The following is a 13,098-nucleotide window of genomic DNA, read 5'->3' on the forward strand; positions in this document are numbered from 1 at the left end:
CTGGCCTAGAACAGGAAATAGCGCTGCGCCATCGGCAGCACCGTCGCGGGCTCGCAGGTCAGCAGTTCGCCGTTCGCCCTGACTTCATAGGTCTCCGGATCGACTTCGATCTCCGGTGTCAGGTCATTGTGGATCATCGACGCCTTGGAGATGCCGCCGCGCGTATTCTTTACCGCCACGAGTTCCTTCGCGACCCCGAGCCTGCCCTTCAGCCCGGCATCGAGCGACGCCTGGCTGACGAAGGTGACGGAGGAATTGGTGAGGCTGCGGCCATAGGAGGCGAACATCGGCCGATAGTGCACCGGCTGCGGCGTCGGGATCGAGGCATTCGGATCGCCCATAGGGGCGGCGGCAATCGAGCCGCCGAGCAGCACCATGTCGGGTTTCACGCCGAAGAAGGCTGGGTTCCAGAGCACGAGGTCGGCGCGCTTACCGATCTCGACCGAGCCGATCTCATGGCTGAGACCGTGGGCGATCGCCGGGTTGATCGTATATTTGGCGATATAGCGGCGGACGCGGAAATTGTCGTTGTCGCCCTTTTCCTCCTTCAGTCGGCCGCGCTGGCGCTTCATCTTATCGGCCGTCTGCCAGGTGCGGATCGCCACTTCGCCGACGCGGCCCATGGCCTGGCTGTCGGACGAAATGATCGAGAAGGCACCGATATCGTGCAGGATGTCTTCGGCCGCGATCGTCTCCTTGCGGATACGGCTTTCGGCAAAGGCGATATCCTCGGGGATCGACGGCGACAGGTGATGGCAGACCATCAGCATGTCGAGATGCTCGGCGATGGTGTTGACCGTATAGGGCCGCGTCGGATTGGTGGAAGACGGGATGACGTTCGGCTGGCCGCAGATCTTGATGATGTCGGGCGCGTGCCCGCCGCCCGCCCCTTCCGTGTGGAAGGCGTGGATGGTGCGGCCTTTGATGGCGCCGATCGTATCCTCGACGAAGCCGCTTTCGTTCAGCGTATCGGTGTGGATCATCACCTGCACGTCGTATTCGTCGGCGACCGACAGGCAGCAGTCGATGGCACCAGGCGTCGTGCCCCAGTCCTCGTGCAGTTTCAGCGAAGTGGCGCCGGCCAGCACCATTTCGGTCAGCGCCCCCGGCAGCGAGGCATTGCCCTTGCCGGCAAAGGCGAGGTTCATCGGGAAAGCATCGGCCGCTTCGATCATGCGCGCGAGATGCCAGGGACCGGGCGTGCAGGTGGTGGCGAGCGTGCCATGCGCCGGCCCCGTGCCGCCGCCGAGCATGCAGGTCATGCCCGACATCAGCGCTTCCTCGATCTGCTGCGGCGCGATGAAATGGATATGGCTGTCCATGCCGCCTGCGGTGACGATCTTGCCTTCGGCGGCAATCGCCTCCGTGCCCGGGCCGACGATGATGTTGACGCCAGGCTGCATATCGGGATTGCCGGCCTTGCCGATGGCAACGATGCGCCCGTCCTTGAGCCCGATATCGGCCTTGTAGATGCCGGAGTGATCGACGATCACGGCGTTGGTGATGACGGTATCGACCGCACCGTCGGCCCGCGTCACCTGGCTCTGGCCCATGCCGTCGCGGATCACCTTGCCGCCGCCGAACTTCACCTCCTCGCCATAAATGGTGAAATCCTTCTCGATCTCGATGAAGAGCTCCGTATCGGCAAGGCGCACCTTGTCTCCGGTGGTCGGTCCGAACATGCCGGCATAGGCGGCGCGGGAGATCTTGTAGGGCATTCATCAGGCTCCGTGGAAGGAAGAGACAAGTGTTTTTTCGCCGAGTCGTGTGAGGCGGCCAGCGGCTACATAAGTATCGACAAGCTGCCGTTCGGCCGCAAACGGGTGCCATTCCCAGCCGACGTGACCGAAGCCAGCCAGCATCACCTCGGCCTCGGCATATTTGTCCAGCACCTCGGCGGTGACGATCATGCCGCTGCTCGGCACCACATAGGGCGCCGGCTCAAAGGCCGAAAGCGAGGCGTCGACGGCCTCGTGGACCGTCTTGCCGATGACGATATGCGCCTTGCCGGTTTCAGCGCAGAAGGCAGCGAACGCATCCGTATAGTCGTCGCAGAAATCATCGAGATCAGGATGCGAGACGGCAAGCGGCGCCCGCATCGCGGCAAATTTTTCCGGGTCGCGCACGCTCCAGATTTCGCGCGCCGAAACAACACCGGGATGGGCGCGCCACTCGGGTGAGCCGAGCATTGCCTTTGCCGGCCGGCCGGTATTGCAGACCGCGACGGCATCCGTGCGGCTGCCGCCAGTGCCGTAGGAACGGCAATCGTTGAAGCGGATGACGAAATCGGCGGCATCGATGATGCCTGCCTCTCCTTCTCCAATCTCGCCATTGCCGACGATTACGATCTTTTTGATCACCCTAGTTGCTCATCGTGTCTTCGAGCTGTTTCAGCTCTTTCGTGCGTTTATCCGTCTCTTCGGCCAGACATCCGGCAACCAGCATCGGCTCCATCGTGCCGCCGCGGGCCTGAAAGCCGAAGGCATCGCATTCTGCGTCGCGATAGTCGATCCAGGCGCGCTGCGCCTTGACCAGCGCCCTTTCCGCGCCCTTCATGTCGCCGTCGAGATCCTTGTCGATCGCCGCCATGGCGGCGCGTGTCTTCTTATATTGTTCGTTCAGCGCCTTGTCGGCAGCCTCATGGCGCGCCTCTTCGCAGGAGGTCATGTCCGATTGCGTCTGCGGATTCTTGCAATCGACATCCTGCGCGGACACACGGCCGGCCACAAACAGCATCGCCGCCCCGATGAGGCAGATATTCAGACGCAATCACCTCTCCCGTTCTTCTAAAGCTTGCCCATCACGAGCTGGCGGAAGCCGTAAACCTCGCGCTTGCCGGAAAGCGGGATCAGCGTCACCGAACGCGTCTGCCCCGGCTCGAAGCGCACGGCCGTCCCGGCCGGAATATCAAGACGTTTCCCGTGCGCCGCCGCGCGGTCGAAGGAAAGCCCGGCATTGGTCTCGGCAAAATGATAGTGGCTGCCGACCTGCACCGGCCGGTCGCCTGTATTAGAAACTTCCAGCGTTACAGTCGGCGCGCCGGCATTGAGTTCGATGTCGCCGCTTGCGGCAATGATCTCGCCCGGAATCATCTCATTCTCCTTAAGCCGCTCTGGGCGCACAGCCCTCGGCCTTCAGCACGCGTTTCGTCGACGCCGGATGTTTGGCGAGCATGGCGGCCGGCCGGATGGGCCTGGCGACGAGATTGCCGCCGCAATTGGGGCAAGTGCCCTTCAGCACGCCGTCCACGCAATCGGCGCAGAAGGTGCATTCGTAGGTGCAGATCCGCGCCTCAGCGCTCTCCGGCGGCAGATCCTTGTCGCAGCATTCGCAATTGGGTCTCAGTTCCAGCATTTTCTCTCCCTACCGAATCGGTTCATGTACGGTGACGAGCTTGGTTCCGTCGGGAAACGTTGCTTCCACCTGCACGTCGTGGATCATCTCGGCAACGCCCTCCATCACCTGATCACGGCCGATCACATGGGCGCCGGCTTCCATCAGCTCGGCGACGGGACGGCCGTCGCGGGCGCCTTCGACGACGAAGTCGCTGATCAGCGCAATCGCTTCGGGATAGTTCAGCTTGACGCCGCGCTCCAGCCGCCGCCGTGCCACCATCGCCGCCATCGAAATCAGCAGCTTGTCTTTTTCTCTCGGAGTGAGGTTCATTGCTTGCCCATCTGCCTCATGCTTCGCTTCATAGATTCCAGACTTTCGGCACAGGCGCACCGTTGCGCAAGACGGAAATGACCGGGATAAGGATTTTTCTCAGCGTAAAACCGTCGGCTGCGGCAAGGCGAACGACGAGCTTGTCGCTCCAGGCGCTCGCGCCGCCCATGATCCCTTCGACGAGCGGCCGCACCTTGCCGAGATAGGCTTCAGCCAGCGGACCGGCATAAAGCAGCGTCGCAAAGGCCACCTGCCCGCCGAGCACGGCCTGACGCGCGGTCAATGCCGCGATACCCTCGGAAAGTCTAAGCTCCTCGGCATGGATCAGCCGGCCCGAGCGGCGGATACGCCAGCGGTCACGAAAGAGCCCAGTCTCCACCGCCTCGCCCATTGCCTTGCGGCCGAGCAGCACCGCTTCGACGGCCAGGAATTCGGCGCTTTCGTCGAGATCGACGTCCAGGCGGCGGAAAAGCGCTGCCCTGTCGAAGAGGATCGTTTCCTGCGGAAGCCAGTCGACGCGCGCTCCAACGCCGACTTCGATGCGGGTCGTCACCTCGGCGGCGCCGGCCGAGGCCTTGTAGATCTTTTCGCAGGCCTGGGTGGTAACGTCGATCTTCGTGCCGGCACCGGCAACAACGCTCCAGTCCAGCCGATCGCCGCCGGTCAGCCCGCCCGCGGTGTTGATGATGACGGCTTCCATCGAGGCGTCGAAAGTATCAGGCAAGCGGATCTTCGCAGCGCCCTCCTGATAGAGCTCGCGAATACGAGTGCGCCCATCGAGCAGCCTTGCCGCCAGATGCCCCCGTCCCTCCGCTCTTTGCGGTCTGGTACTCACTGCCGCACTCGTCATGTCGTCCTTTCAATAGCGCCACCGCTTTCCATTCACGCGCGCGAATGACGGAATGCAAGCAATTCCCATGCCGCCCGACAAGGGCTGCGGTTCGCGCAGAAGAGATCAACGAGCCGTCGTTCTCTCTGCCGCAAATTGCGGCATTTGCCGGTCAGACGGTCAGATGGCGGCGAGCCTCCTGCGTATCCAGCGTTTCGGCAAGCCCTTCATGCACGATCTCGCCGCGGTCCATGATGTAGACATAGTCGGCAAGCTCCCGGCAGAAATCCAGATATTGCTCGACAAGCAGGATCGCCATGCCTGTGGAATCGCGGAGATAGCGGATCGCCCGGCCGATATCTTTGATGATCGACGGCTGAATGCCCTCGGTCGGCTCGTCGAGCACGAGAATTTTCGGCCGCGTCACCATGGCGCGCCCGATTGCCAGCTGCTGCTGCTGCCCGCCGGAAAGATCGCCGCCGCGCCGTGACAACATCGATTTCAGCACCGGGAAGAGACTGAAGATATCGTCGGGAATGTTGCGGTCGCGGCGGCCAAGCGGAGCGAAGCCGGTTTCGAGATTTTCCTTGACGGTAAGCAGCGGAAAAATTTCACGCCCCTGCGGCACATAGCCGATGCCCTGCTTGGCGCGGGCAAAGGGCGGCAGGCCGTTCAGTTTTGTATCGTTGAAGGTGACGGTGCCGGCCGACAGCGGATGCTGGCCGGTGACGGCGCGCAGCAGCGAACTCTTGCCGACGCCGTTGCGCCCCAGCACGCAGGTGATCTTGCCCATCTCCGCCTTGATGGAGATGCCGCGCAGCGCCTGCGCCGCGCCATAATGCAGATTTGCGTTCTCGACTGTCAGCATCCGTTCACCCATTCCCCATCAGTTCATCAGACTGCGCCTCAGCGTCTGCAGGGCGTAGTCCTGTTCTTTCGTTCTCTCGCCGCCGGTCTCGGCCACGTCCTCGGCAATGCCGATCAATTGCTGGCGCTCCTGCATGTCGAGCGCCTTTAACCAGAGATCCCGGAACCGGCGGATCGGATCTTCCGGACTGGTGACGTTCTTGGAAGCCCACTCGCCGAAAACCAACACCTCTTCCAGGTCGCCCGGCCGGATGATGCCTTTCATGCGGCTGCGGATAACATCCTTGGCCGCGTCGACATACATCGGCTTCTCCTTGGCAAGGCAGAAGAAAAAGGCCACCGCCGCAATCGCCGGATCGGCAATCGAGGCCAGCGGCGCTACCTCGGCCTGCTTGCGAAACTTCCTGCGCTTATAAGCGCCCCGCATGCGCTCGACGGAATCGATGATCTCGTTTCCCGCCTCGCGCACCATTTTAAAACGCCAATACCAGATGACGGCGCCGCTGAGCGCCGCGACCAGAATACCGAGAAAAGCCATGATGAAACCCCACAGTAAACCCCGCTCGTTTTAGAGCGTCTTCCATTGTCAGGTTCAAGCCTGGAAGTTGCATTCCTCACCTTCCTAGATAATTCTCGATCACCTTCGGATCCGAACTGACGAAATCGATCGATCCCTCCGCCAGCACCGATCCTTCCGCAAGGCAGGTCACCTTGACGCCGAGGTCGCGGATGAAGCCCATGTCGTGCTCAACGACGAGGACCGACCGGGTCTTGGCGATATTCTTGAGCAGAATCGCCGTTTCCGCTGTCTCCGCATCCGTCATGCCGGCGACCGGCTCGTCGACGAGCAGCAGCTTCGGCTCCTGGGCAAGCAACATGCCGATCTCCAGCCATTGCTTCTGCCCGTGCGATAGATTGGCAGCCAATTCGTCGCGGCGGTGGGTCAGCCGCACGGTTTCGAGAATCTCATCGATGCGCGTCCTGTCTTCGCTCGAAAGTCGATAGAACAGCGTCGAGAAGACGGAGCGGCGGCGGTTCAGCGCCAGTTCCAGATTGTCCCAGACCGTATGGCTTTCGAAGACCGTCGGCTTCTGGAACTTGCGGCCGATGCCGAGCTGAGCGATGTCGGCCTCATCCTTCTTGGTGAGGTCGACGGTCCCGTTGAAGAAAACCTCGCCCTCATCAGGCCTGGTCTTGCCGGTGATGATATCCATCATCGTCGTCTTGCCGGCGCCGTTCGGGCCAATAATGGCGCGAAGCTCGCCGGGCTCGATGACGATCGAGAGCGAATTCAGCGCCTTGAAGCCGTCGAAGGAAACGGAGACGCCGCTGAGATAGAGCACGCTGTTGGGTTTGACGTCGGGAATCATGGGCGCTCACTCCGCTGCCTGGATTTTCGCTTCGATGTCATCTTCCTCTGCCGCCGGGGGTACAGCGTCGGTGACGGCCTTCCGTTTGCCGAGTTGGTGCGCGATGGTGCCGACGACGCCCTTCGGCAGGAACAGCGTAACGGCGACGAAGAGACCGCCGAGCGCAAACAGCCAGAACTCGGGGAAGAGACCGGTGAAAATCGTCTTGCCGCCATTGACGAGGATCGCCCCGATGATCGGCCCGATTAGCGTTCCCCGCCCGCCGACCGCCGTCCAGATGACGACTTCGATGGAGTTTGCGGGCGCGAATTCGCCGGGATTGATGATGCCGACCTGCGGCACGTAGAGCGCGCCGGCAATGCCCGCCATCATCGCCGAGACGACGAAGGTGAAGAGCTTGAAATGCTCGACGCGGTAGCCGAGGAAGCGTGTGCGGCTTTCGGCGTCGCGTACGCCGACGAGCACCTTGCCGAACTTTGAGCGCACGATTGCCGAGGCGATCGTCAGCGATAGCGCCAGAAAGATCGCGGTCGCGGCGAAGAGGCTGGCGCGCGTGCCGTCTGCCTGGATGTTGAAGCCGAGGATGTCCTTGAAATCGGTCATGCCGTTATTGCCGCCGAAACCCATGTCGTTGCGGAAGAAGGCAAGCAGCAGCGCATAAGTCATCGCCTGGGTGATGATCGAGAGGTAGACGCCGTTGACGCGCGAGCGGAAGGCGAACCAGCCGAAGACGAAGGCGAGCAAACCAGGCACGAGGAGCACCATCAGCGCCGCGAACCAGAACTGGTCGAAGCCGTACCAGAACCAGGGCAGCTCCTTCCAGTTCAGGAACACCATGAAGTCGGGAAGGATCGGATCGCCGTAGACGCCGCGCGAGCCGATCTGGCGCATCAGATACATGCCCATCGCATAACCGCCGAGCGCGAAGAAGGCGCCGTGGCCGAGCGAAAGGATGCCGCAGAAGCCCCAGACGAGATCGAGCGCCAGCGCCAGCAGCGCATAGGTCAGATACTTGCCAAACAGCGCCATGATGTAGGTCGGGACGTGAAGCGGATGGGTAGGCCCGGTGGCGAGGTTCAGCACCGGCACGAGAATGGCGACCGCCAGCAGCAGGGCGACGGCGATTGAGATCCTGCGATCGAGCGATCGGAGAAGGAAGGCCGTTATCATGCTTCCACCGCCCTTCCTTTGAGTGCGAAGAGCCCGCGCGGACGCTTCTGGATGAACAGAATGATGAGGACGAGCACCAGGATTTTACCGAGCACGGCGCCGGCGAAGGGCTCAAGGAACTTGTTGACGACGCCGAGCGACAGGGCGCCGACCAGCGTGCCCCAGAGATTGCCGACCCCGCCGAATACGACGACCATGAAGCTGTCGATGATGTAGTTCTGGCCGAGGTTCGGCGAGACGTTATCGATCTGCGAGAGCGCCACACCGGCCATGCCGGCGATGCCGGAGCCGAGCGCGAATGTGAAGGCGTCGACCCAGCCGGTGCGGATGCCCATGGAGGAAGCCATGCGCCGGTTCTGTGTCACCGCCCGCATCTGCAGCCCGAAGGCGGAGCGCTTGAGCAGCATCAGGAGCGTCAGGAATACCACCACAGAGAAGGCGATGATCCAGAGCCGGTTCCAGGTGATGACCAGCCCGCCGAAATCGAAGGCACCGGACATCCAGCTCGGATTGCGGACCTCGCGGTTGGTCGGTCCGAAATAGCTGCGGATCGCCTGCTGCAGGATCAGCGACACGCCCCAGGTGGCAAGCAGGGTCTCCAGCGGACGGCCGTAGAGATAGCGGATCACCGAACGTTCGATGACGAGACCGACCAGACCGGTGAAGAGGAAGGCAGCCGGCACCGCGAAGGCCAGTGAATAATCGGCAAGCGAGGGGAAGGCCGAGGCGATCGTTTCCTGCACGACATAGGTCGTATAGGCGCCGATCATCACCATCTCGCCATGCGCCATGTTGATGACGCCCATGACGCCGAAGGTGATGGCAAGGCCGATAGCGGCCAAGAGCAGCACCGAGCCGAGCGACAGGCCGTACCAGACGTTCTGGACGACGTCCCAGAGCGCCAGGTCACGGTTGATCGAATTGATCTCCGTCTGGATCGCGGGCTTCAGATCGTCGGGCGCATTCGCCATCGCCGTCGTCAGGATCGTCAGCGCATCGCGGCCGCCGCGGGCGGCGATCATATCGATGGCAGCCCGCTTCTCCTCGAGACCGGCATCGCTCTTCAGCACCATCACGGCCCGCGCCGCTTCCATCGTGTTTTTGATCTCGCCATCCTTCTCGGCTGAAAGAGCCGAATTCAGGAGTTCGAGATTGGCAGGATCGGCATCCCTAAGCATGCCCTCGGCCGCAGCGAGCCGCGCCGAGCGATCCGGGCTCAGAAGCGTCAGCTGGCTCATCATCGTTGTGATCGTGGTGCGCAGTGCATTGTTGATCTTGACCTTCGACATCAAGTCGGGATCGACATCGGCAACCGCCTCGCCGGTGATCGGATCGGAATAGGTGGGCTCGTCCTCCGTCCCGCCCTGCACGAGCACGGGACCACCCTCCGAATTGACGTAGAGTTGGCCGTCGCTCAGCTGCTGCAGGATTTGGCTGACATGCGTATCCGCGGAAGCGGCAAGCGCCCGGATGGCCGCGTCGCGCTCGGGAAAGCCGCCGACGCCGAGCGCATCGACGAGAGCGTGCACGTCGTCCTCGGCGCGAAGGCCGGTCCCAGAAAGCGTCAGGCCCGAAAGCATCAGACAAAATGTCAGAAGGAGAATCTGGATGGCGCGAAACATCGGCTCTCTCGCCTTTAGTGTCGTCGGCCTTGCGGCGCAGCGGTAAAGATGGAGCTTCCGCCCGGATCGGCTCCGGACGGAAGTCTTCAGGCTATCAGCGGATGGGTCTCCTCAGGAGCCCTTGCCGCCGCACTTGCCGGTGGCAACGTTGAAGTTGCCGCAGTTCAACGGCTTGCGCCAATCAGAGATCAGGTCCTTGGAGTCCGGCAGATAGTCCGACCATTCGTCGCCGACGACAGCGGGCGTTTGCTGGACGATTTCGAACTGGCCGTTGGCCTGGATTTCACCAATCAGCACCGGCTTGGTGATGTGGTGGTTGGGCATGACGGTGGCATAGCCGCCGGAGAGGTTCGGAACAGTCACGCCGATGATGTTATCGAGAACGGCATCGGTATTGGTGGTGCCGGCGGCCTCGACGGCCTTCACCCAGGCGTTGAAGCCGATATAGGCGGCCTCCATCGGATCGTTCGTCACACGCTTGTCGTTCTTTGTGAAGGCGTGCCATTCCTTGATGAACTTCTTGTTGGCGGGGCTTTCCACCGACTCGAAGTAGTTCCAGGCAGCGAGATGGCCGACGAGCGGCTTGGTGTCGAGGCCAGCAAGCTCTTCTTCGCCGACCGAGAAGGCGACAACCGGAATGTCGGTCGCCTTGATGCCCTGGTTGCCGAGCTCCTTGTAGAACGGCACGTTGGCATCGCCATTGATCGTGGAGACCACGGCGGTCTTCTTGCCGGCCGAGCCGAATTCCTTGATCTTGGCGACCTCGGTCTGCCAGTCGGAGAAGCCGAACGGCGTGTAGTTGACGAGAATGTCTTCCTTCGGAATGCCCTTGGATTCGAGATACGCTGCCAGGATCTTGTTGGTCGTGCGCGGATAGACATAGTCGGTGCCTTCGAGCACGAAGCGCTTCACGCCTTCGGTCTTCATCAGATAGTCGACAGCCGGGATCGCCTGCTGGTTCGGAGCCGCACCGGTATAGAAGATGTTGCGCGAGGATTCCTCGCCTTCATACTGCACAGGGTAGAAGAGCAGCGAGTTCAGCTCTTCGAAAACCGGCAGGACGGACTTGCGCGAGGACGACGTCCAGCAGCCGAAGACCGCGGCGACCTTGTCCTTTTCGATCAGCTCACGCGCCTTTTCGGCAAAGAGCGGCCAATCGGACGCCGGATCGACGACGACAGCTTCGAGCTTCTTGCCGAGAAGGCCGCCCTTCTTGTTCTGCTCGTCGATGAGCATCAGCATGGCGTCTTTCAGCGTGGTTTCGGAAATTGCCATCGTGCCCGAGAGCGAATGCAGCACGCCGACCTTGATCGTATCGTCGGCGGCAATCGCGCTGCTGAAGGCAGCCGAAGCTGTCATGATGGCGCCGAGCGCGGCACCCGTAATCGTGGATTTGAGATTCATATGGTTGATCCCCTCTCTTGTTCCGCAACAGGCCGGAAACGGAGTTAACTGTTGCCGAGAGGACTATCGGGTGCTGCAGCGCAAAAACACATACGCAAAATGACGTAGGCGCGGGGGTCGAATGCGCAGTCATGACGAGGAGGGCATCCCCGCCGCAGGGGTGCCCGGTCGGTTCGATATTAGCCGTCGATCGTCAAGGTGACCGAGCTCGGGCCGTAAGACAGGGTCGCCCCGTGGCCGGAGATGGTGAACTTGCCGAAGGTGCCGGTAATGGCGGCAGCCTTCAGGATTTCGATCTTCGTTCCCGGCGCCGGCGCAAAGCCATGGGCGAGCGCCACGTCAAGATCGCCGGCAAGCGTCGCCTTGCCTGCAACGACCAGCGTGCCGGCGCCATTCGCGCCGAGAGTCGGCTTCGCCGTCGCACTGGCGAGCTGCTGATAGTCGCCGCCCACGGCTAAGGGCCTGTCGGCGGCCACGATGAGCGAACCGCCATTGACCATCAACCCGCCGGCGCCGAGGGCCGAGGGAGAGCCGGCAACCAGCACGCCCTCTTCCAGGACGGTGCCGCCGGCATAGCTGTTGGCGCCGGAAAGACCGAGAATGCCGCTGCCGCGCTTCACCAGTCTGCCCTTGCCGCCGATGTCGTTGCGCCAGGTATCGGTCGCATTGAAGCCGCCCTTTGCCGCATCCATCGTCACGGTCACGTCCTGTTCGAAGGCGCCGTAACCGTCGGCGGCGGCAAACAGGTTGAGGCGGCCGTAGCCTTCCGCGTCGTCGAGCAGCGGATAGCCCGAGGCGATTTCCGTTGTAGCAAGCACCTCGCGGCGCTGTTCACCATCAAGATAGGGCAGACGGGTTTGCAGAAGCGCTTCGGCGCCCTCCGGCACGCGGGCCGGCTGATCGGTCGCATGGATCGTCGGCAGCCCATAGCTCAGGCGCTGCAGCACATAGGCACGATTGGCTTCGTGATCGGCGAAACGGTCCGCCGAAAGCGGCGCCGCATGGGCGGCGACTTCGAGCGCGCCCGCATCCGCAACACCCGACTTGGCGATCAGCCATGACTGCGCCTGGGCGTAGGCAGCGCTCTTCAGCGCTGAATTGTCGGACTTGTTCAGGTTATAGACGACCGTGGCCGTGCCGAGCATGCGGCCGCCCATCACGTCGAGCGGAGAGTGCATGCCTGCAAGGATGCGGTCTTCACCCATTTCGCTGGCGCGCGCGATCATTTCCTGGAATCGCTGCGGCACCAAATAGGCCATGGCGAGCGCATCCCACCAGGCTTCCGCCGTATGTCCGCTGGGGAAGCCACCGTCCTCGACCGGCTTGCTGCTTTTGGCGGGCTCGAGTGTCGGGACGACCGAGACGTCCGGGCTCCAGCGATAGGGACGGGCATATTTGAAATAGCGCTTGGCGGGCTCCGTCGAGCCATCGCCGCTTGCGGCATTGATGAAGTCGATGGCGAGGCCCATGTCCGGGTTGGCGTCGGTCTTGTTTTCCGTTCCGCTTTGCTGCCGGCGCCGCGATTGTTGCCCTTGTCGTCATATTTGACCGTCGTCGCGTCGGCCGCCACCTCAGTGATCGTGGTGATCTGCTTGGAACCGGCCTTCCAGGCATCCGTCAGCGGACCGAGACCATCGACGATGCTGGCATTCTTGCCGCGCCGATCGTCAAGATAGGCGGCCACCGCCTGCTCGGCCGTTCGCGCCTGCGTCGCCTTCACGACATAGCCGATATTAGCATCATGGATCGGCCTGTTGACGATCTGGCCGTCGGTCTTGCTGAAGGGAATGCCGTCCCAATCTGTCTTGGCGACTGCAGGGCAATTGTCCCTGGCTGCGGCTTCCACACCGGCATCGACGAAAGGCGTGCGCGGGGTCCAGACTTCGAGGAAGCCGGAGAGAAGATGGACGGCGGCGTTGGTGTCGGCCGTCGAGAAGCAAGGGTCACCGCGCTTGTTGGTGTTTCCGGTCTCGGCATAGGGCGCTTTCGCACTTGTGGCTTGCTCTGCGGCGGCAAGCGAGGGCACGACCGAAAGAAGGCTGACGAGAGCGGTGCTCAGGCGGCAAAGTTTTGAAACAGACATGAGTATACCCGAAATGGTTTAACGAGTGGCGGCAGGGTTAGAGCGGATATGTGACAGAGCCGTTTCAAAAATATGACTGTTCTGCAA

At 62.2% G+C, this 13,098-nt stretch carries 13 protein-coding genes and 1 pseudogene; all 14 read right to left on the reverse strand.

The annotated features are described in order from the left end of the window. Positions 1-5: 5 nt before the first annotated feature. On the reverse strand, positions 6-1,718 hold the full coding sequence (ureC, locus tag AC13QO_RS18705) for an urease subunit alpha (protein WP_488541495.1): 1,713 nt from the start codon (positions 1,716-1,718) through the stop codon (positions 6-8). A gap of 3 nt (positions 1,719-1,721) precedes the next feature. Next, a complete protein-coding gene (locus tag AC13QO_RS18710; protein ID WP_285194288.1) occupies positions 1,722-2,360 on the reverse strand; it encodes a Urease operon accessory protein in 639 nt (212 codons plus the stop codon). Between the two features lies 1 nt (position 2,361). Beyond that, positions 2,362-2,769 (reverse strand): lysozyme inhibitor LprI family protein, encoded by a 408-nt coding sequence (locus AC13QO_RS18715; protein WP_097600664.1) that lies wholly within the window; start codon positions 2,767-2,769, stop codon positions 2,362-2,364. 17 nt (positions 2,770-2,786) lie between these two features. Further along, positions 2,787-3,092, reverse strand: coding sequence for an urease subunit beta (locus tag AC13QO_RS18720; RefSeq protein WP_003542314.1), 306 nt, complete (start codon positions 3,090-3,092; stop codon positions 2,787-2,789). A 10-nt stretch (positions 3,093-3,102) separates the two neighbouring features. Further along, a complete protein-coding gene (locus AC13QO_RS18725) occupies positions 3,103-3,354 on the reverse strand; it encodes a DUF1272 domain-containing protein (protein ID WP_183699108.1) in 252 nt (83 codons plus the stop codon). A 9-nt stretch (positions 3,355-3,363) separates the two neighbouring features. Further along, positions 3,364-3,666 (reverse strand): urease subunit gamma, encoded by a 303-nt coding sequence (locus AC13QO_RS18730; RefSeq protein ID WP_064695492.1) that lies wholly within the window; start codon positions 3,664-3,666, stop codon positions 3,364-3,366. A 28-nt stretch (positions 3,667-3,694) separates the two neighbouring features. Next, positions 3,695-4,516, reverse strand: coding sequence for an urease accessory protein UreD (locus AC13QO_RS18735; RefSeq protein ID WP_285194285.1), 822 nt, complete (start codon positions 4,514-4,516; stop codon positions 3,695-3,697). Positions 4,517-4,667: 151 nt separating this feature from the next. Continuing rightward, on the reverse strand, positions 4,668-5,363 hold the full coding sequence (gene urtE, locus AC13QO_RS18740; protein WP_097600743.1) for an urea ABC transporter ATP-binding subunit UrtE: 696 nt from the start codon (positions 5,361-5,363) through the stop codon (positions 4,668-4,670). A gap of 18 nt (positions 5,364-5,381) precedes the next feature. Beyond that, positions 5,382-5,900: a hypothetical protein gene (locus tag AC13QO_RS18745; protein WP_097600667.1), complete on the reverse strand. Its 519-nt coding sequence runs from the start codon at positions 5,898-5,900 to the stop codon at positions 5,382-5,384. A gap of 76 nt (positions 5,901-5,976) precedes the next feature. Further along, a complete protein-coding gene (urtD, locus tag AC13QO_RS18750; RefSeq protein WP_488541496.1) occupies positions 5,977-6,732 on the reverse strand; it encodes an urea ABC transporter ATP-binding protein UrtD in 756 nt (251 codons plus the stop codon). A 6-nt stretch (positions 6,733-6,738) separates the two neighbouring features. After that, the gene (urtC, locus tag AC13QO_RS18755) at positions 6,739-7,902 is read right to left on the reverse strand and encodes an urea ABC transporter permease subunit UrtC (RefSeq protein WP_097600668.1); all 1,164 of its coding nucleotides are present in this window, start codon (positions 7,900-7,902) and stop codon (positions 6,739-6,741) included. Next, positions 7,899-9,524: an urea ABC transporter permease subunit UrtB gene (gene urtB / locus AC13QO_RS18760; protein ID WP_488541497.1), complete on the reverse strand. Its 1,626-nt coding sequence runs from the start codon at positions 9,522-9,524 to the stop codon at positions 7,899-7,901. Before urtB ends, urtC begins: the two co-directional genes overlap by 4 nt. A 111-nt stretch (positions 9,525-9,635) precedes the next feature. Next, the gene (gene urtA, locus AC13QO_RS18765) at positions 9,636-10,928 is read right to left on the reverse strand and encodes an urea ABC transporter substrate-binding protein (protein WP_097600669.1); all 1,293 of its coding nucleotides are present in this window, start codon (positions 10,926-10,928) and stop codon (positions 9,636-9,638) included. Between the two features lie 179 nt (positions 10,929-11,107). Further along, a pseudogene (locus AC13QO_RS18770) lies at positions 11,108-13,011 on the reverse strand (acid phosphatase). Positions 13,012-13,098: the final 87 nt, after the last annotated feature.

The sequence above is a fragment of the Rhizobium sp. CNPSo 3670 genome, from assembly GCF_057784555.1.

What these genes read in the sequence shown, in the direction of transcription:
- ureC (WP_488541495.1), bottom strand. Translation starts at nt 1,718, where the DNA reads ATGCCCTACAAGATCTCCCGCGCCGCCTATGCCGGCATGTTCGGACCG.
- AC13QO_RS18720 (WP_003542314.1), bottom strand. Translation starts at nt 3,092, where the DNA reads ATGATTCCGGGCGAGATCATTGCCGCAAGCGGCGACATCGAACTCAAT.
- AC13QO_RS18725 (WP_183699108.1), bottom strand. Translation starts at nt 3,354, where the DNA reads ATGCTGGAACTGAGACCCAATTGCGAATGCTGCGACAAGGATCTGCCG.
- AC13QO_RS18730 (WP_064695492.1), bottom strand. Translation starts at nt 3,666, where the DNA reads ATGAACCTCACTCCGAGAGAAAAAGACAAGCTGCTGATTTCGATGGCG.
- AC13QO_RS18735 (WP_285194285.1), bottom strand. Translation starts at nt 4,516, where the DNA reads ATGACGAGTGCGGCAGTGAGTACCAGACCGCAAAGAGCGGAGGGACGG.
- urtE (WP_097600743.1), bottom strand. Translation starts at nt 5,363, where the DNA reads ATGCTGACAGTCGAGAACGCAAATCTGCATTATGGCGCGGCGCAGGCG.
- AC13QO_RS18745 (WP_097600667.1), bottom strand. Translation starts at nt 5,900, where the DNA reads ATGGCTTTTCTCGGTATTCTGGTCGCGGCGCTCAGCGGCGCCGTCATC.
- urtD (WP_488541496.1), bottom strand. Translation starts at nt 6,732, where the DNA reads ATGATTCCCGACGTCAAACCCAACAGCGTGCTCTATCTCAGCGGCGTC.
- urtC (WP_097600668.1), bottom strand. Translation starts at nt 7,902, where the DNA reads ATGATAACGGCCTTCCTTCTCCGATCGCTCGATCGCAGGATCTCAATC.
- urtB (WP_488541497.1), bottom strand. Translation starts at nt 9,524, where the DNA reads ATGTTTCGCGCCATCCAGATTCTCCTTCTGACATTTTGTCTGATGCTT.
- urtA (WP_097600669.1), bottom strand. Translation starts at nt 10,928, where the DNA reads ATGAATCTCAAATCCACGATTACGGGTGCCGCGCTCGGCGCCATCATG.